General features: G+C 61.2%; 21 protein-coding genes. 12 read left to right on the forward strand and 9 right to left on the reverse strand.

Going from position 1 to position 25,317, the window contains the following annotated elements; all coding sequences use genetic code 11:
* Positions 1-78 precede the first annotated feature (78 nt).
* Genes FJQ89_RS17790 through FJQ89_RS17800 form a run of 3 tightly spaced genes read right to left on the reverse strand, consistent with a single transcriptional unit; the run spans position 79 to position 2,235 of the window.
* Positions 79-1,026 carry a FecR family protein gene (locus FJQ89_RS17790; protein ID WP_141171124.1) on the reverse strand — a complete coding sequence of 316 codons (948 nt, stop codon included), beginning with the start codon at positions 1,024-1,026 and terminating at the stop codon, positions 79-81.
* Entirely contained in the window at positions 1,019-1,576 is a 558-nt protein-coding gene (locus FJQ89_RS17795) for an RNA polymerase sigma factor (protein WP_141171125.1), read from the reverse strand. The genes FJQ89_RS17790 and FJQ89_RS17795 overlap by 8 nt, the downstream gene beginning before the upstream one ends.
* A gap of 2 nt (positions 1,577-1,578) precedes the next feature.
* A complete protein-coding gene (locus tag FJQ89_RS17800) occupies positions 1,579-2,235 on the reverse strand; it encodes a secretin and TonB N-terminal domain-containing protein (protein WP_168208479.1) in 657 nt (218 codons plus the stop codon).
* A gap of 264 nt (positions 2,236-2,499) precedes the next feature.
* Here FJQ89_RS17800 and FJQ89_RS17805 point away from each other — a divergent pair, with 264 nt between their 5' ends.
* The 4 genes from FJQ89_RS17805 (at position 2,500) to FJQ89_RS17820 (ending at position 6,345) form a co-directional block, all read left to right on the forward strand.
* Positions 2,500-2,865, forward strand: coding sequence for a hypothetical protein (locus FJQ89_RS17805; RefSeq protein WP_141171127.1), 366 nt, complete (start codon positions 2,500-2,502; stop codon positions 2,863-2,865).
* A 94-nt stretch (positions 2,866-2,959) separates the two neighbouring features.
* Positions 2,960-5,308, forward strand: coding sequence for a Tex family protein (locus FJQ89_RS17810; protein WP_141171128.1), 2,349 nt, complete (start codon positions 2,960-2,962; stop codon positions 5,306-5,308).
* Between the two features lie 118 nt (positions 5,309-5,426).
* A complete protein-coding gene (gene grxD / locus FJQ89_RS17815; protein ID WP_116742780.1) occupies positions 5,427-5,738 on the forward strand; it encodes a Grx4 family monothiol glutaredoxin in 312 nt (103 codons plus the stop codon).
* A complete protein-coding gene (locus FJQ89_RS17820) occupies positions 5,731-6,345 on the forward strand; it encodes a UbiX family flavin prenyltransferase (RefSeq protein ID WP_141171129.1) in 615 nt (204 codons plus the stop codon). Before grxD ends, FJQ89_RS17820 begins: the two co-directional genes overlap by 8 nt.
* Positions 6,346-6,497: 152 nt before the next feature.
* Here the strand turns inward: FJQ89_RS17820 and FJQ89_RS17825 are convergent, their stop codons facing one another.
* Both FJQ89_RS17825 and FJQ89_RS17830 read right to left on the reverse strand, forming a co-directional pair.
* Complete coding sequence (locus FJQ89_RS17825; RefSeq protein ID WP_141171130.1) at positions 6,498-6,824, reverse strand: hypothetical protein; 327 nt, start codon at positions 6,822-6,824, stop codon at positions 6,498-6,500.
* 89 nt (positions 6,825-6,913) lie between these two features.
* A complete protein-coding gene (locus tag FJQ89_RS17830) occupies positions 6,914-7,321 on the reverse strand; it encodes a hypothetical protein (protein ID WP_034753756.1) in 408 nt (135 codons plus the stop codon).
* Between the two features lie 701 nt (positions 7,322-8,022).
* On the opposite strand from FJQ89_RS17830, the gene FJQ89_RS17835 reads away from it, so the two are divergent.
* From FJQ89_RS17835 to FJQ89_RS17860, 6 genes are all read left to right on the forward strand, one after another.
* The gene (locus tag FJQ89_RS17835; protein ID WP_141172873.1) at positions 8,023-8,427 is read left to right on the forward strand and encodes a MerR family transcriptional regulator; all 405 of its coding nucleotides are present in this window, start codon (positions 8,023-8,025) and stop codon (positions 8,425-8,427) included.
* Between the two features lie 139 nt (positions 8,428-8,566).
* Positions 8,567-9,751, forward strand: coding sequence for an isovaleryl-CoA dehydrogenase (locus FJQ89_RS17840; RefSeq protein WP_141171131.1), 1,185 nt, complete (start codon positions 8,567-8,569; stop codon positions 9,749-9,751).
* A gap of 53 nt (positions 9,752-9,804) precedes the next feature.
* Positions 9,805-11,607 (forward strand): bifunctional isocitrate dehydrogenase kinase/phosphatase, encoded by a 1,803-nt coding sequence (gene aceK, locus FJQ89_RS17845; RefSeq protein WP_141171132.1) that lies wholly within the window; start codon positions 9,805-9,807, stop codon positions 11,605-11,607.
* Positions 11,600-12,796: an acetyl-CoA C-acyltransferase gene (locus FJQ89_RS17850; RefSeq protein ID WP_141171133.1), complete on the forward strand. Its 1,197-nt coding sequence runs from the start codon at positions 11,600-11,602 to the stop codon at positions 12,794-12,796. Before aceK ends, FJQ89_RS17850 begins: the two co-directional genes overlap by 8 nt.
* A 75-nt stretch (positions 12,797-12,871) precedes the next feature.
* A complete protein-coding gene (locus FJQ89_RS17855; RefSeq protein ID WP_141171134.1) occupies positions 12,872-13,540 on the forward strand; it encodes an SDR family oxidoreductase in 669 nt (222 codons plus the stop codon).
* A 38-nt stretch (positions 13,541-13,578) separates the two neighbouring features.
* Positions 13,579-14,706, forward strand: a complete 1,128-nt coding sequence (locus tag FJQ89_RS17860; RefSeq protein WP_141171135.1) for an acyl-CoA dehydrogenase family protein — start codon at positions 13,579-13,581, stop codon at positions 14,704-14,706.
* Between the two features lie 465 nt (positions 14,707-15,171).
* Here FJQ89_RS17860 and FJQ89_RS17865 read toward each other — a convergent pair whose 3' ends face one another.
* From FJQ89_RS17865 to FJQ89_RS17880, 4 genes are all read right to left on the reverse strand, one after another.
* The gene (locus FJQ89_RS17865; protein WP_071074951.1) at positions 15,172-16,065 is read right to left on the reverse strand and encodes a YihY/virulence factor BrkB family protein; all 894 of its coding nucleotides are present in this window, start codon (positions 16,063-16,065) and stop codon (positions 15,172-15,174) included.
* Between the two features lie 85 nt (positions 16,066-16,150).
* Positions 16,151-17,227: a S66 peptidase family protein gene (locus FJQ89_RS17870; RefSeq protein WP_141171136.1), complete on the reverse strand. Its 1,077-nt coding sequence runs from the start codon at positions 17,225-17,227 to the stop codon at positions 16,151-16,153.
* Positions 17,228-17,315: 88 nt separating this feature from the next.
* Positions 17,316-20,069 carry a TonB-dependent receptor gene (locus FJQ89_RS17875; protein WP_243136107.1) on the reverse strand — a complete coding sequence of 918 codons (2,754 nt, stop codon included), beginning with the start codon at positions 20,067-20,069 and terminating at the stop codon, positions 17,316-17,318.
* A gap of 218 nt (positions 20,070-20,287) precedes the next feature.
* Entirely contained in the window at positions 20,288-22,093 is a 1,806-nt protein-coding gene (locus tag FJQ89_RS17880; protein ID WP_168208480.1) for an ABC transporter substrate-binding protein, read from the reverse strand.
* A gap of 214 nt (positions 22,094-22,307) precedes the next feature.
* On the opposite strand from FJQ89_RS17880, the gene FJQ89_RS17885 reads away from it, so the two are divergent.
* Entirely contained in the window at positions 22,308-23,546 is a 1,239-nt protein-coding gene (locus tag FJQ89_RS17885) for a nucleoside recognition domain-containing protein (RefSeq protein WP_141171137.1), read from the forward strand.
* A gap of 8 nt (positions 23,547-23,554) precedes the next feature.
* Complete coding sequence (gene dacB / locus FJQ89_RS17890; protein WP_141171138.1) at positions 23,555-25,057, forward strand: D-alanyl-D-alanine carboxypeptidase/D-alanyl-D-alanine endopeptidase; 1,503 nt, start codon at positions 23,555-23,557, stop codon at positions 25,055-25,057.
* The last annotated feature ends 260 nt before the right edge of the window (positions 25,058-25,317 follow it).

A 25,317-nucleotide genomic window follows, 5' to 3' on the forward strand; every position in this document is an offset into this window, starting at 1 on the left:
AGGGAACAAGGTCCGGGACTGCAAAAGGTCATGAAAATGTCATAATTGGCGCGCCGCCTTGGCGCCCCGCCATGGAGCTCAGCCAAACAGCACGATGCCGCCCGGCAGCCGCGTCACACGCGCGCCATACGCATCCTGGATCAGGGCGATCACGTCGTCGAGGCGGTCGAGCGAAAAGCTCGCTTGCACGCGGGTTTGTTTCAAGGCGTCGCCATTGAGGATCAGCTTGCCGGGACGGTAGCGGTTCACCTCGTCCACCACCTCGGCCAAGGTGCTTTGCTTGAACACCAGCAAGCGCTGGCGCCACGCGCTGACGTCGCCTTTGGCCACCGCGCGCGCGATGCCGAAATGCTCGGGCCGGTAGCGCAGCTGCTGGCCCGCCGCCAGCTCCGCATCGTTGCCGGCCTGCGCCACGCGCAGGCGGCCCGCCAGACACGTCACGCACACTTCCTGGCCGAACAGGCGGATATTGAAGCGCGCGCTGCCGGCCGACACCGTGCCGTCGCCGGCCTGCACGCGCACCCGCGCCGCGCCGCGCAGGCCGGCCTGGAATTCCGCCTCGCCCGCCAGCAGCACCAGCGCCGCGGCGCCGTCCTGCACGGGCGCCGCATCGAGGCGCGTCTGCGTATTCATCTGCACCAGCACGCCGCCGTCGAGCGCCACTTCGCGCTGCTCGCCCGTGCCCGTGGCGTAATCGGCGCCCAGGCCCGCCACGGCCGGCCACAGGTCCGTCGGTGGACGCAGCACCAGCAAGCCCAGCGAGGCGGCCACGGCGCCACCGATCCAGGCGCGCCGCGCCGTGTTCACGGGCCGCTGCGCCCGCTTGACGGCGCGCGCGGCCGGCGCCATCGCACCCCACACGGCGCGTGCCTCGGCAAACGCGTTGGCATGCTTGCGGCTGCGCGCGCACCAGTGGCGAAACACTTGCGCATCGCGCTCGCTGACCTGGCCCGAGGCCAGGCGCACGACCCACGCCTGCGCTTCCTTCTGGATGACACTCATGTCGTCTTCCGCTTGTTCAATCATGATGTTTAGACGTTTTTCCCGCGCCGGGACCGAAGCGCTGAATGAAATCGCGCCCCATGCGCTCACAACAATGTTCCAGGCCGGCGCGCAATTCTTTCTCTACCGTGCGGGCGGAAATGCCGAAGCGCTCGGCGATATCGCGGTGCGGCAACTGGTCGACGCGGGCGGCGATGACGATGGCGCGCCGGCGTTTCGGCAACTCCTGCAAGGCCCGTTCCAGTTCTTCCAGCTCGGCGCGCGCGCTGAAGGTGCGGGCCGGGTCGGCCAATTCATCGGCCATCTCGTACAGCTCATCGATATCGGGCAGGCTGAGCAGGCGCGCATTATCGCGGCGTTGATCTTCCGCAATATTGATGGCGATGCGCATCAGATACGCGGACGGGTAGCTGATCGCTTCGGGCGCGTTCATCCGTTCCACCCGCAGATACGTTTCATGCAGCGCGTCATTGGCCAGGTCTTCCGAGCCCAGGCGGCGCTGCAGGTGGCGGCGAAACTGTCCGTAGCGTTCCAGGAACAGCTTGCGCAAGGTGGTTTTGAGTAATTCCGACATGCTCAGGGCGCCACGGCCAGCTGCAGATACGGCGCGCAATCGGCGTCCGGGTCGGGCCGCGGCGTCAACAGGATCGTCAGCGGCTGCGGCAAGCCCGCCGGCGGCGCACCATCCATCAGCAGGCTGCGCAGGCGCTGCAGCACGGCGCGGTCGCGCTGCGCCACGCCGCTCGGTTCCAGCACGTGCACGGCGCGCACCTTGCCCCGCTCGTCGAGCCACAGCTGGAAGGCCAGCCGGTAGCGGCCGAAGGCGTCCGGATGCAGCCGGCACAGGGCGCGCGTGAGCGAGCGCTGCAGGATGGCCGCATAGCCCTGCAACGGTGGCGTGGCGGGGGCCGCTTCGGCGGGCGCGGGCGCCGGTGCCACGGGAGCGTCGGCCAGCGCCAGCAGGGTGAAGGCATTGCTGCCGCTGAAGCGCGCGCCCAGCTGCGTGCCGGCCAGCAAGCGCTGCAGCGCCTCGGCCGGCGTGTAGTCGCCGCGCACGGGCGCGGCCACTCTGCCCGCCGCCAGCTGGCTGCTGACGAGCACGGAATACCCGGTCACTTCGCCAAACGCCACCAGGGCCGCATCGAGCGGCTGGGCGGGCAAGTCGAAGCGCACGATGGCCTGCGTGCCGGCGTCATTGCCGGACGCACTGGCAGCCGGTCGCACAAATGTCATCAATGTCATCAGCAAGCAGGCGGACAGGGCCAGGGCGTTGCCTGTTGCGGTGCGGCGGTGGATTCGTGTCATTGTCCAGGGAAATCAACGAGAGCCTGCTCATGAAGTGTCTTGACTGTGCCAGTTCAAGCAGAATGGCAGGATGGTAGCTTCATAAAATGACAACTGCATGACATTGGTCACAAAGCGACCGGGCTGGCGTGTCATCGCTGCGACATATGACTTTGCTATGCTGAGCGCTTCTCCACCGCTCCGGGAGCCGCCATGGCACGCCTGTTATCGCTATTGCTGTTGGCCTGTGCCGCCCTGGCCGCGCAGGCGGACGAGCACACCGTCGTCGTGAAAGCCGCCGCGCCGGAGAAGGGCTGCGCGGAGGTGGAAGTGAACGGCAAGCGCGCGCCATCGATGTCTTGCTTGAGTGAAAAATTATTACCCAACAGCAACACCGTGAACCGGCCGCCGCCCACCCTGTCCGGCGCGGAAGCGACCGTGCAGCGTCCGTCGAACCAGCTGGGCCTGTACAACCGCGCCGCCCTCGAACACCGCATGGGCAATGCCTTTGGCAAATCCGTCACGCCGCAGAGGCCGCCAGCTCCAGCGCCCGCCAGCCCGCTGCTGCCGGCCCGCTGACGCTGTTGTCAACGCACAGTCCATTTGCGCTGTCAAGATTGCGCAATCGCGCCGATTGCGTATCATTCCAGGCTTGATCGCTCTGGAAACAACCATGCTGCCCACTATCGAACAACGCCTTGCCCTTGAACTTGCCGCCAAACCGGTGCAGGTTGCCGCCGCCATCGAACTGCTCGACGAAGGCGCCACCGTGCCCTTCATCGCCCGTTACCGCAAGGAAGCGACCGGCGGCCTCGACGATATCCAGCTGCGCCTGCTCGAAGAGCGCCTGCGCTACCTGCGCGAACTGGAAGAGCGGCGCGCCGCCATCGTGGCCTCGATCACGGAACAGAACAAGATGACGCCCGAGCTGCTCGACGCCGTCATGCACGCGGAAGACAAGACGCGCCTGGAAGATTTGTACCTGCCCTACAAGCAGAAGCGCCGCACGAAGGCGCAGATCGCCATCGAAGCGGGCTTGATGCCGCTGGCCGACTGTTTGCTGGACAATCCCGAACTGACGCCGGAAATGGAAGCGGGCAAGTTCCTGCGCGACGCGTTTACCAGTGCCGACGGGAATAATCCTGGCGTGGCGGACACCAAGGCAGCCCTCGACGGCGCGCGCCAGATCCTGATGGAGCGTTTCGCCGAAGACGCAACCTTGCTGCAAACCTTGCGCGAATACGTGCAGGAACACGGCATCGTCGAATCGAAAGTGGTGGAAGGCAAGCAGGACGAAGGCGAAAAATTCGCCGATTATTTCGACTACTCGGAAACCATTTCGACAGTGCCATCGCACCGCGCGCTGGCGCTGCTGCGCGGCCGCCGCGAAGGTATTCTCGACGTCACCCTGCGCCTGGACACGGAAGCGGAAAAACCGAAATGGGATGCGCCGCACAATCCGTGCGAAGGCCGCATCGCCGTCCGCTTCGGCATCAAGCAACAAGGCCGTCCGGCCGACAAGTGGCTGGCCGACACCGCGCGCTGGACCTGGCGCGTGAAAAGCTTCATGCATCTGGAAACGGAACTGATGGGCGCGCTGCGTGAACGCTCGGAACTGGACGCCATCAATGTCTTCGCCACCAATCTGAAAGCGCTGCTGCTGGCCGCGCCGGCCGGCCAGCGCGCCACCATGGGCCTCGATCCCGGCTTGCGCACGGGCGTCAAGGTCGCCGTGGTCGACGCCACCGGTAAAGTCGTCGACACGGCCGTGATCTACCCGCACCAGCCGAAAAACGACTGGGATGGCTCCTTGCACACGCTGGGCCGCCTGGCCGCCAAGCACAATGTGTCGCTCATTTCGATCGGCAACGGTACCGCTTCGCGCGAGACCGATAAACTGGCACAGGACCTGATCAAGCAGCACCCGGAAGCGAAGATGACGAAGATCGTCGTCTCGGAAGCGGGCGCGTCCGTATATTCGGCGTCCGAATTCGCCTCCAAGGAATTGCCGGACATGGATGTGTCCTTGCGCGGCGCCGTGTCGATCGCGCGCCGCCTGCAAGACCCGCTGGCCGAACTGGTCAAGATTGATCCGAAATCGATCGGCGTGGGCCAGTACCAGCACGATGTGAGCCAAAGCCAGCTGGCCCGCTCGCTCGATGCCGTGGTGGAAGATTGCGTGAACGCCGTCGGCGTGGATGTGAATACGGCCTCGGCACCGCTGCTGGCGCGCGTCTCCGGCCTGTCGGCCAGCGTGGCGCAAAGCATCGTCAGCTACCGCGACATGAAGGGCGCCTTTACTTCGCGCGCGGCCTTGAAGGCCGTGCCGCGCCTGGGCGACAAAACGTTTGAACAGGCGGCCGGCTTCCTGCGCGTGATGGGTGGCGACAATCCGCTGGACGCTTCGGCCGTCCACCCGGAATCGTACCCGCTGGTGGAAAAGATCCTGGCCGACATCAAGAAGGATATCCAGGCCGTCATCGGCGAGACCGCCTTGCTGAAAACCCTCAGCCCGGCAAAATACGCCGATGAAACGTTTGGCGTGCCGACCATTACCGATATTTTGAAGGAACTGGAAAAACCGGGCCGCGACCCGCGTCCGGAGTTCACCACCGCTACCTTCAAGGAAGGCGTGGAAGAAATCCGCGACTTGCGCCCGGACATGATTTTAGAAGGCGTGGTCACCAACGTGGCCGCCTTTGGCGCCTTCGTCGATATCGGCGTACACCAGGATGGCCTGGTGCACATTTCCGCCCTGTCGAACACGTTTGTGAAAGACCCGCACACGGTGGTCAAGGCGGGACAAGTGGTACGCGTGAAAGTGCTGGAAGTCGATGAAAAGCGCAAACGCATCGCGCTGACCATGCGCCTGACGGACAGCGCGCCACAGGCGGGCAGCAAGCCCGAGCAAAAGGGCGACCGCAACGACCGCCGCGGCCTGGCGCAGCACCAGTCACAGTCGCGCAACGCGCCCGAGCCGGCCGGCAGCATGGCCGCCGCGTTCGCCAAGCTGCGCGGTTAAGCGCCATGCCGGCTTGCCGGCGTGGCTGACTTGCCCGATTTATGACTTGAGCGCATACCCGTGCCGTCGTTTTCTTATAAAATGACGGCATCTATTTATTTCCCCATCAGAGGCAGCTATGAGCGACGTACAAACCTGGATCAAAGAAACCGTGACGAGCACGCCGGTCGTGCTGTTCATGAAAGGCACCGCCCAATTTCCGCAGTGCGGCTTTTCCGGCCGCGCCATCCAGATCCTGAAGGCCTGCGGCGTGGAAAACATCGCTACCGTCAACGTGCTGGACGACCCGGAAGTACGCCAGGGCATCAAGGATTATTCGAACTGGCCGACCATTCCGCAGCTGTATGTGAAAGGCGAGTTCATCGGTGGTTCCGACATCATGAATGAAATGTTTGAATCGGGCGAATTGAAATCCCTGATCGATGCCTGATAGCCAGCTTGCGCGGCCGCGCCGTATCGTCGTGGCCATCACGGGCGCCACGGGCGCCGTGTATGGCTTGCGGCTGCTGCAATTGCTGGTCGCCACTCCCGGCGTCGAGACGCATCTGGTCTTGTCGGATGCGGCCGTACTGACCCTGCACCAGGAAACGGGCGTGGGGCGCAAGGACATCGAAGCGCAGGCGCACGTCGTGCACAAGCTGCGCGATATCGGCGCGTCGATCGCCAGCGGTTCGTTTCAATCGGATGGCATGGTCGTCGCGCCGTGCTCGATGAAGACGCTGGCGGCCGTGGCGCATGGCTTGTCGGATAACTTGATTACGCGGGCCGCCGATGTGGTGCTCAAGGAGCGCCGGCGCCTGATTCTGATGGTGCGCGAAACGCCGTTCAACCTGGCGCACCTGCGCAATATGACGGCCGTGACCGAAATGGGCGGCATCATCTTCCCGCCATTACCGAGCTTTTATCACCACCCGCACAGCATCGCGGAGATGGTCGACCACACGGTGGCGCGCGTCATCGACCTGCTCGGCATCGAGCACGCCCTGGCGCCGCGGTGGAATGGTTTGAAAACCCCAGAGCCATCAACAACAAACTGAAAAACTACTGAAAACTACGCACGTCACGATGCCTGACAAAAGCGTAGCGAGCGGAAGGAAGAGGTGGTCGAGAAGCGCAACCGTGCTCTAGCACGGTGAGCATCGCAGACCGCCTATGCCGACGCGCAGTAGCTTTGGTCAGGCATCCACCACTAGCGTTTTTCGAACTGCAGGGCACTGGCCTGCTTCAAATCCCTGGCCTCTTCAACCATCCTGCGGTGGGCGATCCGTTTGCGCATGACTTCCGCATGTTGCGCGGCAGTCATGGGAGGCACGGTCATCAAGTCCTTCAGCTGCGCGGTATTGCTGTAGTTACTTTTCATAAGACGGCTCAAATGCTCGGCTCCGTAGTGGATGAACTGGCTGCTTCTGCTGTGATTATGCGCTGGTATTGGCCGCCGCGCCGCTGCGTACGGGATTATTGTCAAATAATTCCGCTGCAGCGCAACATGCGAGGTCTTATTGTGCGGCAAAATCATGTCTCCAGTATGACGCTGCGCAAATAAAAGGACAGGGAAAGCACCGCCTGCGAAAAGCGGACGGCGCCGACCGGGGAGGGCCTGAATGCTTACTTTTGGTAGTTGACTCTGACCAGCATGCGAATAAATTCACGCGCGATTTGACGATGATGTTCATCTAATCTTTGCAAATCGGCAATTAATTTCACATCGGCGGACTCAAAACGCGATAAAGCGCTGCCCGCTTCGCCATTCGGCGTGGCGCTTTCCGGGCCGCCAAACCGCAACCATTCCGCCGGAACGCCCAACCATTGGGCAATCATGCGCAATTTCTCTTGCGTGGGAATTGCTTCACCTACTAACCATTTCCTAGCTGCATGCACGGTAATCGGGCGTCCGTCGAAACGGATATTGAATTCCCGGGCCAGTCTGGTCGGGCTGTCTGGAGAGTAATGGGCGTTTTTGAGAGCCAACTGAAGTCGTTGGCTGAAGCTTTCGCGTTCGTTAGAAGAATTCATAGGTGTACTATTTCATGTTGTAACATGAAAGTCAGTTTCTTGAATGACCATACAGATTGTTACATTTGAAAAGAGTATAAATTAACAATTAACACTCCAGCCAGGCTTTTCAGGTGCAAAAGTGGCCCAAATTTTCTCTTGTGATTCTGTGTGGCTTCGGTTCAAATTCGCGGCTGGCCTTGATTTTCGCGCTGCAGCACGATTCAAAGCCTCGGTTTGGCATTACAACGTACGGTATCGGATAATGCCCTGCTCTACCGATACACGCAATGCCCATGTCATACAATTTCTTGTAGACAAAGTTTTCAGAAGGGCCATTTTGTTTTCAATATGGAAACAGCCAGCACAACGTGCTCATAGTAAAACGTTGTTTTTTGATCGTTCCTGCTGCCCCAAAAATTTTACTGCCATCGCAGCGAAAAGAATGTCGCCGTTATGCCAGGAAAGCTCTTTTTGGTGTCATCTTGGCCACCAACTCTCGATCTTAAGCGTGTTTGCGCAAGAAGAATCAATTTATTTTCAGTAACTGTTGTCTTATTCGCCAAATTCCCCTGCCCACAGGCGTTTTTTTCTTTGTTGCAGCACGGGCAGGGCACGCTACAATAGTATTGACGTTGACGTAAACGGCACTTTGCCACCCGCCTGCCCCGCAGCACCCATCCAGCTACCGATCACCCATGCAACCGACACCGCCCGCAGCAATGACGACCTATACCATTACCGAACTGGCGCGGGAATTCGACATCACGGCACGCGCCATCCGTTTCTATGAAGACCAGGGCTTGCTCAGCCCGAAGCGCGAAGGCGCAGGCGGACGCAGCCGCGTCTACACGCCGCGCGACCGCACCCGCTTGAAGCTGACCCTGCGCGGCAAGCGCCTGGGCCTGGCCCTGTCGGAAATCAAGAGCCTGGTCGACATGTATGAATCGCCGAAGGACACGCGCGCGCAGATGGACCGCTTCCTGGGCGTGCTGGCGCAGCACCGGCAGACGCTGGAGCAGCAGCGCATCGATATCGAAATGGCGCTGGCGGAAATCAGCGCGCATGAGGACGCGTGCGCGCGCATGCTGGCGGACTTGAACAGGGATAAGGTGCCGACAAGCTGAGTCGCCACGCGGCAGGCGCTGGCCGCACACGCATCGCTTTACGCGCATCACTTTACGTTTACGTAAACGTCACAACTGAGTATCATAGCTTCACTGACCCGGCACCCATGACCGCCACACTTATAACGACGAGGACGACATGCTCCATCTCCCAGGCTTGACCTTTGACCACGGCGACGACATCGCCTCCCTGCGCGAAGCAATCCAACAATTTGCCGCCGCCGAAATCGCGCCGCGCGCGGCCGAAATCGACCGCACCGACCAGTTCCCCATGGACCTGTGGCGCAAGATGGGCGACATGGGCTTGCTCGGCATCACCGTCAGCGAAGAATACGGCGGCGCCGGCATGGGCTATCTGGCGCACATCATCGCCATGGAAGAAATCTCGCGTGCCTCGGCCTCCGTCGGCCTGTCCTACGGCGCCCACTCGAACCTGTGCGTGAACCAGATCAAGCGCAACGGCACGGCCGAGCAAAAAGCCAAATACCTGCCAAAACTGATCACGGGCGAGCATATCGGTGCGCTGGCCATGTCGGAGCCGAACGCGGGCTCGGACGTCGTCAGCATGAAACTGCGCGCCGACTTCAAGGGCGACCGCTGGGTCTTGAACGGCACCAAGATGTGGATCACCAACGGTCCCGACGCGGACGTGCTGGTGGTGTACGCGAAAAACGACCTGGACGCGGGCGCGCGCGGCATGACGGCGTTCCTGATCGAAAAGAATTTCAAGGGCTTTTCCATCGCGCAAAAGCTCGACAAGCTGGGCATGCGCGGCTCGCACACGGGCGAACTGGTATTCCAGGATTGCGAAGTGCCGGCCGAAAACGTGCTGGGCGGCCTGGGCAAGGGCGTCAATGTGCTGATGTCGGGCCTCGATTTCGAGCGCACCGTGCTGTCCGGCGGACCGCTGGGCATCATGCAGGCCTGCATGGATCTGGTCGTGCCTTACGTACATGACCGCAAGCAATTCGGCCAGGCCATCGGCGAATTCCAATTGATGCAAGGCAAACTGGCCGACATGTACTCGACCATGATGGCGTGCAAGGCCTATGTGTATGCCGTGGGCCAGGCTTGCGACCGCGCCACCACGCCGGAAGCCGTGCGCCAGTTGCGCAAGGATGCGGCCGGCGCCATTCTGTATAGTGCGGAGAAGGCGACCTGGATGGCGGGCGAAGCGATCCAGGCCCTGGGCGGCAACGGCTACATCAACGAGTATCCGGCCGGCCGCCTGTGGCGCGATGCCAAGCTGTACGAAATCGGCGCCGGGACCAGCGAAATCCGCCGCATGCTGATCGGCCGCGAATTGTTTGCGGAAACCAAGTAAGCACGGGCGCGCGGTTATCGACTGGGTGATGAGCCATTCATGCGAGCACAACTATGACGCAAATTGCCTTCCCCAAATTGCTCTCTTCCCAGATTGCATTCGATATCGCGCGCACCATCCGCGACGGCTTTGACAAGCATTACCGTCTGTTCCGTGAAACGAGCCAGCACGCCAAGCGGTATTTCGAGCAAGGCGCCTGGAGCGCGGCCCAGACGGCGGCCCGCGAACGCATCGACTTTTATGACAAGCGCGTGCAGGAATGCGTGCAGATGCTCGAAGATGAGTACGAAGAGTCGGAGTTGAGCGACGAAGTGTGGCGCGAACTCAAGCTGCACTACATCGGCATGCTGACGGAGCACAAGCAGCCGGAACTGGCGGAAACCTTCTTCAATTCCGTCTGCTGCAACATCCTGCACCGCACGTATTTCAATAACGACTATATTTTCGTGCGTCCCGTGGTTTCCACGGAATACATCGAAACACAAGACCCGGCGCCCACCTACCGCGTGTACTACCCGGGCAAGGATGGCTTGCGCCACACCCTGACGCGCATGCTGAGGAACTTTCAGCTGGACTGCGCATTTGCCGACCTGGAGCGTGACGTGGCCCAAGTGGAAGCACGCCTGCAGCAGCTGTTCGGCAGCGACAGGCTGGAGCCGAACCACCAGCTCCAGGTCTTGACCAGTTTGTTCTACCGCAACAAAGGCGCCTACCTGGTCGGCAAGGGCATCAACGGCAACCGCGAATACCCGTTTGTCGTGCCGATCCTGCACAACCGCCACGGCAAGCTGGTGCTCGATACGGTGCTGTTCGAGCAGCAGCAGATCGCCGTGCTGTTTTCATTTACGCGTGCGTATTTCCTGGTCGATATGGAAGTGCCGTCGGCCTATGTGCAATTCTTGCGCAGTTTGCTGCCGCGCAAACCGCGCAGCGAAATTTATACGATACTGGGCCTGCAAAAACAGGGCAAGACGCTGTTTTACCGCGACTACCTGCAGCACTTGAAACACTCATCGGACCACTTCGAAAGCGCGCCCGGCATCCGCGGCCTGGTGATGCTGGTGTTTGCCCTGCCGTCGTTTCCGTATGTCTTCAAGGTGATCAAGGATTTTTTCCCGCCGCCCAAGGAAACCACGCGCGCCCAAGTCCAGCAAAAGTATTTGCTGGTGAAACACCACGACCGCGTAGGCCGCATGGCCGACACGCTCGAGTATTCCAACGTGGCCTTTCCCCGCGCCCGCTTTTCTGCGGAACTGCTGGCCGAACTGAAACAGTTCGCTCCCTCGCTGATCGAAGAAGACCAGGAGCAGATCATCATCCGCCATCTGTACATCGAGCGGCGCATGGTACCGCTGAACATGTGGCTGAGCAATGCCGAGAAGGAAGGCCGCGATGACCTGGTGGAGCACGCCATCATCGAGTATGGCAACGCCATCAAGGAGCTGGTCGCAGCGAATATTTTCCCCGGCGACATGCTGTATAAAAACTTTGGCGTGACACGTCATCAGCGTGTCGTTTTTTACGATTATGATGAAATCGAGTACATCACCGATTGCCAGTTCCGCGTCATTCCCCAGGCGCGCACGGAGGAGGAAGAAATGTCGGCCGAACCGTGGTATCCCATCGGCAAGCACGATGTGTTTCCCGAACAATTCGGCACTTTCCTGCTGGGCAATCCGCGCATCCGCAAGTATTTCATGCAGCACCATGCCGACCTGCTGACGGCGCAATACTGGCAGGCGCGCAAGCAGCGCATCGAAGACGGCCATATCGAGGACGTCTTCCCGTATCCGCAGCACCTGCGTTTTTGTAAGCAATCATCATCCTCAACCCAACCGGAGATCCAACATGCATGATCCAGTCGTAATCGTCGGTGCCGCGCGCACCCCCATGGGCGCCTTCCAGGGCGATTTTTCCAACGTCACCGCCAGCGACCTGGGCGCCGTGGCCATCCGCGCCGCCGTCGAACGCTCCGGCGTGGCGCCGGACGCCGTGGAACACGTGTTTTTCGGCAATTGCCTGATGGCCGGCCAAGGCCAGGCGCCCGCGCGCCAAGCCTTGCGCAAGGCGGGCTTGCCCGATTCCACGGGCGCCGTAACCCTGTCGAAAATGTGCGGCTCGGCCATGCAGACGACCATGTTCGCGCATGACACCTTGCTCGCCGGCAGCGCCGACGTCGTGGTGGCGGGCGGCATGGAATCGATGACCAACGCCCCCTACCTGGTGCCGAAGGCGCGCGGCGGCTACCGCATCGGCCACGGCATGATCTATGACCACATGATGATGGATGGCCTGGAAGACGCCTACAGCCGCGATGAAAAGGGTAATGCCCGCTCGATGGGCACGTTTGCCGAAGAGTGCGCCAGCCAGTACAGCTTCACGCGCGAAGCGCAGGATGCGTTTGCCATCGAATCGGTGAAACGCGCGCAAGCGGCCACCAAGGATGGCAGTTTCGAATGGGAAATCGTGCCCGTGACCGTCTCCGGCCGCGGCGGCGACACCATCGTCAGCATCGATGAAGGTCCGCAAAAGGCCCGCCTGGAAAAAATCCCGACCTTGAAAGCGGCGTTCAAGAAGGACGGCACCATCACGGCCGCCTCGTCTTCGTCGATCAACGATGGCGCGGCCGCCCTGGTGCTGATGCGCGAATCGACGGCGAAAAAACTCGGTTGCACCGTCATCGCCAAGATCCACGGCCACGCCACGCACGCGCAGGCGCCGAACGAATTCACCACGGCCCCCATCGGCGCCATCAAGAAGCTGTACGCGAAAACAGGCTGGAGCAGCAGCAAGGTGGACTTGTTCGAGATCAATGAAGCGTTCGCCGCCGTGCCGATGGCCGCCATGCACGACCTCGACATTCCACACAGCAAGATCAACATCCACGGCGGCGCGTGCGCGCTGGGCCACCCGATCGGCGCCTCGGGCGCGCGCATCATCGTCACCCTGCTGGGCGCCCTGAAGAAAACCGGCGGCAAGCGCGGCGTGGCGGCCCTGTGCATCGGCGGCGGCGAAGCGACGGCGATGGCGATCGAACTGGTATAAGCTGATCTGTTGACGACAGGCGCGCATGGTTGTTGGTTGCGCGCCTTTTCATTTGACTTTCCAGGGAGAAGAAATATGCCTACCGCATTGATCATCGGCGCCTCGCGCGGCATCGGCCACGCAATCGTCCGTCAGTACCGCCACGATGGCTGGCGTGTCATCGCCACGGCGCGCACGCCGGACGCTTGCGATGCCCTGCGAGAACTTGGTGCGGAAGCGCATCAGCTCGACGTGACGGATGTGGAAGGCTGCGCCGCCCTGGGCTGGAAGCTCGACGATGAAAAGCTCGACGTAGCCATCCTCAACGCGGGCGTGTATGGCCCCCGTCACGACGGTTTCCCCACGCAAGAAGATTTCGATGCCGTCATGCACACGAACGTGCTGGCGGCCATGCGGCTGCTGCCGATCCTGGCGCCGCTGGTGGCCAATGCCAAAGGGAAACTGGCCGTGCTGTCCTCGCACATGGGCTCCCTGAGCGAACGGGGCAACCCCAGCGGTTCGCTGTACCGCGCCAGCAAGGCCGCCTTGAATTCCGTGCTGATCGACACGGCCCTCGTGCATGGCCCGCAAGGCGTCAGTTGCGTCGCCTTCCACCCGGGCTGGGTGCGCACGGACATGGGCGGCGCCGGCGCCGATATTTCCCCGGAAGAAAGCGCAGCCGGCATCCGCGCCACGCTGGCCAGCCTGCCGGCCACGGACAAGGCCGTGTTCCGCAATTACGATGGCAAGCCCATCGGCTGGTAATTCCCGCATCCACTATAAAAATATACGAGACGACGTCCATGATACTCAATGAAGAACAATCGATGATCCAGGAAGCGCTGCGCAGTTTTTCGCGCGAGCGCCTGGCGCCCAATGCGGCCCGCTGGGACAAGGAACATCATTTCCCCAAGGAAGAATTGCAGGAACTGGCCGCGCTGGGCGCCTTTGGCGTGGCCGTGCCGGAAGCGCTCGGTGGCGCCGGCCTCGACTACGTGTCCTTGGCCCTGGTGCTGGAAGAAATCGCTGCCGGTGATGGCGGCACGTCGACCATCATTTCCGTGAATAATTGCCCCGTATGCAGCATCGCCATGATGTACGCCAACGATGCGCAAAAGGAGCAGTGGCTGCGCCCGCTGGCGCAAGGCGCCATGCTGGGGGCGTTTTGCCTGACGGAACCGCACACGGGCAGCGATGCGTCGGCCCTGCGTACCACGGCCACCCGCGATGGCAGCGAGTACGTCATCAACGGCACGAAACAATTCATTACCAGCGGCAAGTATGCGGACGTGGCCATCGTCATGGCCGTCACCGACAAGGCGGCCGGCAAGCGCGGCATCAGCGCCTTCTGGGTGCCGACGAATACACCCGGCTACATCGTGGCGGGTCTGGAACAGAAAATGGGCCAGCATTCATCGGACACGGCACAGATCCTGTTCGACAACTGCCGCATCCCGGCGGAAAATTTAATAGGCGAAGAAGGACAAGGCTACAAGATCGCCCTGTCCGGCCTGGAAGGCGGACGCATCGGCATCGCTTCACAAGCCGTGGGCATGGCGCGCGCCGCGTATGAAGCGGCCCTGCAGTACGCACGCGAGCGCGAAAGTTTCGGCAAACCCATTTATGAACACCAGGCCGTGCAATTCCGCCTGGCCGACATGGCCACGCAAATCGAAGCGGCGCGCCAGCTGATCCGCCACGCGGCGGCCATGAAGGATGCGGGCTTGCCGTGTTTAAAAGAAGCGGCCATGGCCAAGCTGTTTGCGTCGGAAATGGCGGAAAAAGTCTGCTCGGACGCCATCCAGGTGCACGGCGGCTATGGTTATGTCTCCGATTTCCCCGTCGAGCGCATCTACCGCGACGTGCGCGTATGCCAGATTTACGAGGGCACCAGCGATATCCAGAAAATCCTGATCGCCCGGGCCTTGTAAAAGTATTTGGAAGTAACAGTCTCGGCGCTTTTAGAAACCGTAGCGAGCAAGCCCGATATCGGATTGAGTAACGCAGCCGTACTTCGGTACGGCGAGTAACGCCGATTCGAGAGCGGGCTGCGCAGTAGGTTTATAAACGCGCCAGCTACAGACGAAAAAAAAGCCCGCTAGCGCGGGCTTCGTTCCAATGTATTACCAATGCTTTAATCGTGTCATGGACGCCAGTGCTATCTGCAAAGTGCCTCCTGATTTTCGGACTCCCATGCTATCTGCATGGTGACTCCAAGGTGTAAATCGACCATCGTATCCGGAATTACAAAATCCACTCTTCGCTCTGTCACGCCATCGACATTACACCTGTCGGTCGCCGCGCTGAAACTGGATGGTGAGATGATTTGCTGCCAAATCTCAATCACTGAACGGAGTATAGCACAGCCTTTTGTGCGATGCAACAACCTTTTTAAATCAAGTCCTTAGCGCCAGCGGCTTGTCCTCTTCGCCACCACGCGCCACTCTTTCGTATTCGGAAATCACTTGCGCGCCCAGCAGCAGCAGGGTGGCGCCGATTTCCAGGCTGAACATCACGACGATGGCCGTCGTCATCGAGCCATACACGACATTCACCTGCGACAAGGTGGAAAAATACCAGACCAGCACATGGCGGGCGATTTCCCACAGCAGGGCCGCCGTCACGCCGCCGATCAGCGCATGCGTAATCGATAATCTTCCGACCGGCATGACCAGGTAAATCGAGCTGAGCACAAGGATTTCGCCGCCCAGCCCCAGCAGATACAGCAGCACGCCGGACACGCCTTCCAGGCCCCAGTCGTGGCGCAAGAAGCGCACGCTTTCCTCGCCCATCACCTGCAAGCCGCCCGCCACCAGGGTGATCAGCAAAATACCGATGCCCAGGCACAGGATGTAGCAGTACGGCAGCACGGCGGAAATGAGGAAATGGCGGCGGCGGATGGCCACGCGGTGAATAAAGATCACGCTCATGGCATTTTCCAGCACGGTAAACGCCAGCGAGCTGAAAAACAGCATGGTCAGCAGCAACAGCCAGCCGATCACGCCCCGGTTGTCGAGAAAGTGTGCAATCTCGCCCACGATGGCCTTCGATTGTCCCGGTACCAGCCATTCCAGGTAATGGCCGATTGTTTGCAGCAATTCATCCTGCGCGATCACGTGCGACAGGGCCACCACCACCAGCATCAGCAGGGGCACGATGGACAGCAGCGAGTAATACGCGACGGCGCCCGCCAGCAGCAAGCCCTGGTTGGCGCGAAAACCCTTCAGCACCTGCAGCACGAAGGCCAGCGGATGGCTGAGGATGTAGGTACTGGCGTGGCGGTTGATCATGTCGGGTGCGGTGAGGAAGACGGCGCGGCCTCGTGCCACGCCTTATCACACTAGCATACTGACAATCGCCCTGCTGCACCGTGCGCTAGCAGACGGCCGGCTCCAGCAAGGTCAAGGTTTGCCGGTCCGCATCCAGGGTCGCCAATATGCCCATCGGTAGCGTGAACTGGTGGCGGATGTGGCCAAACGAGTAGCCGCTGACGGCCGGTACGCGTAAAGGCTGCAAATGCTGGTCCACGGTAGCATCGAGGCTCAGCGCAGTGTCGCCCTCGGCCGCCTCGCAATGCTCGAAAATGCCCAGCATCAAGGCCGCCGCTTTGTTGAAGCCCACGGACAGGTCGAGCTGGCATAACATCCTGTCGATGCGATACGGCACTTCATTGATTTCTTCGAGGAAAAGGATGTGCTCGCGGAAATCAGCCGCATACGGCGTGCCGGCCAGCGCGCTGACCATGCACAGGTTGCCGCCCGTCAAGCGTCCCGTCGCCTGGCCGCCATGCACGGTGCGGATGGCGAAATTCGGCTGCGTCTGCGCGCGGCGGTGATTCTCCAGCGCCATCGGGATCGTGTAGCTGTCTTGCGGCGTCATCAGCACGTTACGCAGCTGCGTCACCGTGTACTCGGAAAACGTGGACGAGGCCACGGGGCCGTGGAAGGTCACCAGGCCCGTCTGGCGGCCGATGGCCAGGTGCAGGGCCGTGATGTCGGAATAGCCGATCAGCACTTTCGGGTTGGCGCGGATCAAGGCGTAGTCGAGCAGCGCCAGCAGCGAAATGCAGCCGGAGCCGCCGCGGATGGCCCACACCGCCTTGACTTCCGGGTCGCGGAATGCCGCGTGCAGATCGTCGAGACGCTGCTGCACCGTGCCCGCATAGTTGCCGTGCACGGCGCGGATGTTGGCGCCCAGGCTGGCGCGCAAACCCAGCGATTCGATATTGCGCTGAGCCTTGGCGATGGCGTCCTCATCCGTAAAGCCGCCCGGTGCGATGATGGCGACCAGGTCGCCTTCGCGCAGGCGCGCCGGTTTGATCAATGCGTGTTGCTGTTGCATGCGTTTGCCCTTCCCTTGCGCCGCCGCCCATGCCGGTGTGCCTGCCGCCCCCAAGGTGGCGGCCAGTAAGCCGCCGAAGCGGCGCCGGCTGAAATTGGTCTGACTGGACATGCGGCCCTTTCCTGGAATAAAAACGGCGACGCCAGGCGCCGCCGCACGAGGTTAGCACGCCAGCGGGATCGCCGCCGGCAGCGCTGCCTTACATGAACTTGTACTTCAGCTGGAATGACAGCGAACGGCCGCGCGGGTCGGCCACGCGCGGATCCCAGCCGGCGCCCACCACTTCATCCACGTTGTGTGCGGTGAAAGGCGGATCGCGGTCGAACAGGTTCTGGATGCCCACGGTAATCGTCGTATTTTTAAAGCCCGTGTACGTGCCCGACAAGTTATACGTGGTGTAGCTGGACACGTCCGGCTTGAAGCCCGGTGGCGGCGCGCCTTTGCCATTATTCGGTACCTGGTCTTTGTAGCCCGACGAAAAACTCTGGATCAGCAAGCCGCTCCAGTCGCCGCGCGACACGCCGAAGCTGGCATTGTGTTTCCAGCGCAAGTACAGATCGCGTGTATAAAACTTGCCGACCAGTTCCTGGTATTCCTGGCCTTGATATTCCGCAAACTTGAAGCTGTCCATATACGTGCCGTCCAGGGTCGCCGTCCATTTCGCGTCCGCGATCTTGCCTTCGCCGCGCAAGCCCACGTCGAGGCCACGCACGCGGCTGCCTGCCGCATTGATCCAGCCCGCCTGCACGTACTCGATGGTGCCGTCCGGATTGCGGTGGATGTACTGGTTCAGCGCCTGGTAGTTGGCCAGCACGATTTGCGGCGTGCGGTTCAGGATGCGGTCCTTGGTATTGATGGCCCAGTAGTCGAACGAGGCCGAATATCCCTTGAATGGCTCGATGACAAAACCGACGCTGCCCTGCTTCGACGTTTCCGGCTTCAGGTTCGTATTACCACCCGTCTTGTAGTCGAGGCGGTCGATGGCACAGTATTCGGGCACGCCCGGATGCTTGGCACAGCCTTCCTGGTCGACCACGCCGTTCGGCAATTCCTGGCTCAGCGAACCGGAATACAGCTGCTGGAAGCTTGGCGCGAGGAAACCCTTGCTGGCCGAACCGCGGAACAGCAGGAAGTCGGTCGGCTGGTAGCGGAAGGCCACTTTCGGATTCGTCGTCGCGCCCACCAGGCTGTAATCGTCGCGGCGGATGGCCAGCTGCATTTCCAGGTCCTTCGTGACCGGCACCAGCAACTCGGCATACACGGCCTTGACGGTACGGCTGGCATCTTTTAATGCGGCATTGCCCGGCGCCAGCAGGATCTGGGTGGCGTCGACGTCTTGCCCGAAGCTATAACCTTCGCGGCGCAAGTCAAAGCCGGCCGCCATGGCCAGCGCACCGGCCGGCAGCTGGAACAGTTCGCCCGAAACGGAACCGTCGATCTGCGTCAGGGTCGTCTTGCCGTGCTGGAAGTCGCCACGGAACTTGGTCGATTCGATCAATTGCTTGGCCGCTTCCGTCTGGCTCTGGCCGGCGCCCACCCACGGATTGATGATGCCCGTGGCCAGGGCCGCGTACAGCTTGTCCGTGTAGGAATAACCATCCGTCAGCTTGGTCTTGGTGCTGCTCTCGGCGCGCGAAATACCGGCCTTGTAATCCCACTTGCCGAAGTTGCCTTCAAAGCCCACCAGCACGCGGGCATTGTCGGTGGTGTTTTCCTGCGTGCGGTTGCCCACGTCATTCGCGCGCCATTTATAGGAAATCGGCTTGGTCTTGTCGAAGGTAGGGATATAGGCCGAGAGGTCCTGGTAATACGCGCCGCCGACCGGATACAAATTCTTGTTGGCGACGGTCGCCTGCACCTGCATCGGCGTCAAAATGGCCGTGGCCTTGGTGCGCGAACCGAGTACTTCGACAAACATGCGGTGGTCGGGCGCCAGCTGGAAGGTGCCGCGCGACAGCAGATTGGCCCGTTCAACAGGGAATTGCAGCACATAGTCGGCGCCATAGTCGTACGCGCAGGAATACTTGGTGCGCAGCGGTGAGGTCACGTCTTTCCACAGCGCCGTCTGGTACTGCGACATGCCGGCGATGCTGTCGCACTTGCCCTGGAAGCTCAGCGGATTGGCTTGCAGGTATTTATTCGCATCGCCAGGCAGCTGGAACGAGGCGCCCAGCGCCGTGCCGGCACCCGCCATCTGGTTGGCAAACGGCGTGCCCGTGGTATCGGGCGACAGGCCGCGGCCCGGCTGGTAGCCATTCACGAAGGAGCGGTCGCTGCCGTTCAGGCGCTCGGCCTTGTCGACGGTCAGGCTGGCCATGATGTTGTAGCGGTCTGATTCCAGCGAACCCGTGCCGGCCAGGAGGGAAGCGCGGCGCGTGGCGCCGCCGCCCGCTTGCGTGTCGTTGGTGGAGACGGACGCTTCCACGCCGCTGTAATTAGTTTTCAGAATGAAATTGATCACGCCGCCGATAGCGTCCGTGCCGTAGATGGCCGAGGCACCATCCTTGAGGATTTCCACGCGCGAGATTGCACCGAGCGGTATCGAGTTCAGGTCGACCGACTTGCCGCTGGCGCCGTGCGTGGCGATGCGGCGGCCGTTCAACAGCACCAGCGTGCTCGACGGTCCCAGGCCGCGCAGCGAGGCGAACGAGGCGCCGCCACTGACGCGGTCGGCATCGGCACCAAACACGTTATTGCCCGAAGTCATGTTATCGGCGCCCGTGCCGTTGGCCGACAGGGTGCGCACCAGTTGCTCGGTCGACGTGATGCCCTGTTTTTCGATCTGGTCAAACGTGATGACTTGCACTGGCAGCGCGCCTTCCTTGGCCACGCGCTTGATGCTGCTGCCAGTCACTTCGACCCGTTGCATCGCTGGCGCCGCTGCTTCCTGTGCCATCACCGGCCCCACCACCCCCATCAATGCCACCAACTGCGCTAGCTTCTTCAATTTCACAGGTCTTCTCCTTGTTGGGCAATCGAAACTTGAGTTATCAAGTCAGGCTGTTTTTTCACGTCGCAGATGTCTGTCTCGCAGTACATTTTTTTATGACATTTGCGCATGACTTTATTTGTTTTCATTTTCAGAGTAGCGCGATGCATCCGCAGCCAGCCAATGAAAAATGCTTTCCTAACCATAACTTTTTGGAATGAATGCCCTTTTCAGTGACGTGGTCACTTGCCTGCGGGGCGGCCCTTGGCGGGATCGACGTCCAGATAGCGCCAGGACGTGAATTCCACGGGGTGGCGCCTGTAGTTTTTTAGCCACGGTTGCTGCAGGTCGGCAGAGATGGGATGCGTCAGCAACACCCACGGCGTGTAAGCGTGGATCAGCTGAAACAGGTCGAAGTACAGACTGCGTCGGCGCGGCGTATCGGATAGCAGGCGCGCCTCCTCATAGCGTTTATTGTAATCGGGCAAGTTGAAGCGGGCATAGTTGGCGCGGCCAACGTTGCCGCCATACAACAATTGCATAAAGTTATCGCCATCGGGGAAGTCGGCGATCCAGTTGGTCTCGAACATCTGCACCTTGCCCAGGCGCGACGCCTTGATAATTTCCGTCTTCTTGTCGCTCTTGAACTCCACACGCAGACCGATGGCATTCAGGTTGCGGCGCCACAATTCATCGCGCAGCCGTCCCACCGTGCTCGGCTCCGTGTGCATGGTCAGCAGCAAAGACGTGCCATCGGGCTGGGTGCGGAAACCATCGACGCCCACCTTGTAGCCAAAACGGTCCAGCAGGGCGCGCGCTAGCGCCGGATCGTAGCCGACGGGGCTACGGTAAGCCTTGTCGTAACCAAGCACATTCGGCGGCAGCGGCGACTGCGCCGGCAAGGCCAGACCCTTTTTCAGCAGCCCGATGTCTTCGCGGCTGTTGTAGCTGAGGGCGATGGCGCGCCGCAGGGCCAGCTTGTCCTTGCTCGTGCCACCCAGCACGGGGTCGTCCATGTTCATCCACATGTAATACGTCTGCAGCACGGGAAAGCGCGTCAGTTGCAAGCCCTTGGCGGCCAGCGCCGGTTTCAGGGCGCCGTTTTCCAGCACCATGTCCGTCATCGATTCCGGCACTTGCTCCAGGTAATCGAATTCACCTTTCAGGAAACCCAGCATGCGCGATTGATATTCCTCGACGATGCGCACCTCGATGCGCTCGACCAGCGGTAATTGCTTGCCTTCCAGCGCAGTGGCGATGGCGCGCGCGTCGACCGGCAAGGCAGCCAGCGCCTTGGCCTCGGTATGGAACACGGTGGCACGGAAAGTCGGATTGGCCTGCAGCACGATCTTGTCGCTGCGTTTCCACTCCTTCACCAGGAACGGCCCCGTGCCCACGGGGTGATTACCGATCTGCCCTGCCGCCGGGTACGCTTCGGCCACCTCGCGCGCCACCACAGCTGTCGCCGGCATGGCCAGGTAAAACAGGAAGTTCGGGTCGATGGCGTTGAGGCGGATGCGCAAGGTGTATTTGTCCAGCGCCTGCAAGCCGGCGATCGGCGTGTCGTAGCTGAATTTGGCTTTCAGGGCCGCATCGCCCACCAGCTTATCTTCCAGCAAGAACAGCCACGGCGACTTCAGGCTGGGGTCATACAGCCGCGTCAGGCTGTACACATAATCCTGCGCCGTCACTTCGCGCGGCTGGCCCTTGAAGGCGGGATCGGGCGTGAAGAAAATACCGGGCTGCAAGTGAAAGGTATAGGTGCGTCCGCCATCTTCCAAGCTTGGCATGCCGCGTGTCGTGTTGCCCTGCAGCTGCACCGGCCGCGCCAGGTAGTCATAGCGCAGCAGCGGGTCAAAGATGTTTTCCATCAAGTTCAGGCTGGCCAGGTCCGACGCCACGGCCGGGTCCAGGCCCGTCTCGCTGGTGCTCAAAAACAAGTGCAAGGTCTTGTTCGCGCGGGCATCGGTGGCGGCGTGGGCCGGTACAGCGAACAGCGTCAACAGGGCCAGGCCGGCGGCGCAGGCGGTTTTGCGTAAAAACATCATCAGTGATCCAGTGCAGACAGGGGTAACGAACAACGATAAGCGACAGGCATCCCCCACACTACGCGGGCAAGCGACGAGGCGCCAATGAAAACAGGCTGCCAGCTTATAACTTTTTGGCATGCGATTGCTGCATTCTTTCATCAACTCGTATCGGGCTGCCCCTATACTTTGTTTGCAGACATTTTTCACTCCCGACACACAGAACTGATCGCATATGGCACTTAATTACATCTGGTCCGGCTTTTTCCTCGTTGGCTTCCTGGCCGCAGTGCTGCAGTGGCTGTTTCTCGGCGATACCGATATCTTCAAGCGCATCATCGACGGCACGTTCGAGACGGCGCGCATGGGCGTGATGGATATCGCCCTGCCGCTGGCGGGCGTGATGACCTTGTGGCTGGGCATCATGAACATCGGTGAAAAGGCGGGCATCGTCGGCTGGCTGGCGAAAGTGATCGCTCCCTTCTTTTCGCGCATCTTCCCGGAAATTCCGAAAGACCACCCGGCCACGGGCCACATGGTGATGAATTTCTCGGCCAACCTGCTGGGCCTGGACAATGCGGCCACGCCGTTCGGCTTGAAAGCCATGGAAAGCCTGCAGACCTTGAACCCGAACAAGGAAGAGGCGACGAATGCGCAAATCATGTTTTTGGTGCTGCACACCTCGGGCCTGACCCTGATTCCGCTGGCCATCATGGCGCAGCGCTCGATTCTCGGCGCAGCCGACCCGTCCGACATCTTTATCCCCTGCATGATCGCCACCTATGTGGCCACTGTGGTCGGCATCATCACGGTGTCCATCAAGCAACGCATCAACCTGCTCAACCGCGTCGTGCTGGGCTGGATGGGCGGCATGACGAGCGCCATCGTCGCCATGATCTGGTACTTCACACAATACCTGACGAAACAGGAAATCGAACTGGTCTCGAAAGTGGTCAGCAACCTGGTATTGATCAGCGTCATTGCCATCTTCATCATCGGCGCCCTGCGCAAGAAGGTGAACGTGTATGACGCCTTCATCGAGGGGGCGAAGGGCGGCATCCAGACCTCGATTACCGTGATTCCCTACCTGGTCGGCATGCTGGTGGCCATCAGCGTGATCCGCAACGCGGGCGTGTTCAATTTCCTGATGAGCGGCATGAACTGGTTCTTCGCCAACCTGGGCATCAATACGGACTTCGTGCCGGCCTTGCCGACGGCCATGATGAAGCCGCTCAGCGGTTCAGGCTCGAAAGCCATGATGATCGACGCCATGAACACCTACGGCGTCGACTCGTTCGTCGGGCGCCTGGCCTGCGTCTTCCAGGGCTCGGCCGACACCACCTTCTATATCGTGGCCCTGTACTTCGGCTCGGTGGGCATCCGCAAGACGCGCTATGCGATCACGGCCGGCCTCATCGCCGATTTCGCTGGCGTGGTCACGGCCGTCTTTGTCGCCTACGTCTTTTTCCACTAAGGAGCACCATGTTACGTCCTGTTCTGATGGCTGCGCTGTTGGCGGGTCTTGGCCTGTCGACTGCCCACGCGCAATTGCCCGAATCCGTCAGCCTGCTGCTGCGCAGCGCGAATATTCCCGAAGACGCCATGGGCGCCATCGTCTTGCGCGGCAACGCCACCGTGCTGTCGCATGGCGCCGAACGCAGCATGCAGCCCGCGTCCACCATGAAACTGGTGACAACGGCCGTGGGCCTGGAGCAATTGGGCCCCATCTTCCGCGGCCGCACGGAATTGCGCACCAGCGCCGACGTCATCAATGGCGTACTGAAAGGCGACCTGATCCTGCGCGGCGGCGCCGACACGGATTTCAACGCGGACGTGCTGGCACACATGCTGCAAACCCTGCGCAACCAGGGTATCGTCAAAATCAAGGGCGACCTGATCCTCGACCGCCAGCTGTTCCAGCCGGCCCGGCCCGATATCGGTACGCCGCCCTTCGATGAGTCGGCCGAGTTCCGCTACAACGTCATTCCCGATGCCTTGTTGCTGAACACCAATTTGCTCGATATCAACATGAACTCGACGGACCGGCAATTGAGCATCCTGATGCAGCCGCCGCTGGAGAACGTCAGCATCACCAGCGACATGAAACTGGTCAAGGGCAGCTGTGCCCGGTGGGAAGACGGTTGGCGCCCGCCTGAATACCGGCGCGATGCGAGCGGCAAGCTGCAGGTGATCTTGCACGGCACCTTCCCGCAAAATTGCAGCAAGGCCACCAGCATCAATGTACTCGATCGCAACGATTATGCAGACCGCTTGTTCCGTGCAACATGGAAACGCCTGGGCGGCACGATCACGGGCACGGTACGCGAAGCGCCATTGACGGGCTTGCCGCCGACGGCCGAGCCGGTCGGCACGCGCATGCTGGCCGACCATGTGGCGCGTGCCTTGCCGGAAGTGCTGCGCGATATCAACAAGACCTCCGATAACACCCTGGCCCGCACCTTGTTCCTGAGCCTGGGCAGCTTGCAGAGCGATGGCTGGCTGGGCAGCCGCCCCGTTGCCATGGCGGCGCCGGAAGATACAGCCAATCGGGCGCGACTGGTGATCCAGGAATGGTTCCAGCGGCACTATATCGACACCCAGGGCATGCTGATCGACAACGGATCCGGCTTGTCGCGCACGGGGCGCATTGCGCCAGCACAACTGGCAGGCGTGCTGCAAGCGATGCAGCAAAGTCCGTGGGCGCCCGAGTTCCAGTCGAGCCTGCCCATCGTCGCACTGGACGGCACCATGCGCAAGCGCCTGCTGAACAGCCCGGCCGCCGCGCGCGCCCGCATCAAGACGGGCACATTGAAGAATGTGGTGGCCATCGCCGGCTATGTACCTGACGCCAACAACCAGCTATGCGTGGTGGTCGCCATGATCAATAGCGACCTGGTGGGCAATGGCAATGGCCGCGCCGCCGTCGATGCGCTGATCGAGTGGGTCGCAAGGAGCGGCGCCACGCCGGTGGTTGCCGGTCAATAAAAGGGACGCAAAGACAGAAAGGCAGCGCGTAGCGCTGCTTTTTTTTCGTCTGATGAACAGCCGCGGTCAGTCACTTCGTGATCGGGATGTGCCCCACTGGAGCGCATCCCCCCGCCGCGCACGTTGGCGATGACTCTTGCGTTGGCGCTATGGAGGCTCCGGCCGCAGGTCGGCGCAGGTTGGCGTAGGTCGGCGTAGGTCGGCTTAGCGCAACGCGCGTAAGCCGACATCCACCACCAGCGCCAAACAAAACCACCAGA

The sequence above is a fragment of the Janthinobacterium tructae genome (assembly GCF_006517255.1).
GTDB classification, from domain to species: domain Bacteria; phylum Pseudomonadota; class Gammaproteobacteria; order Burkholderiales; family Burkholderiaceae_D; genus Janthinobacterium; species Janthinobacterium tructae.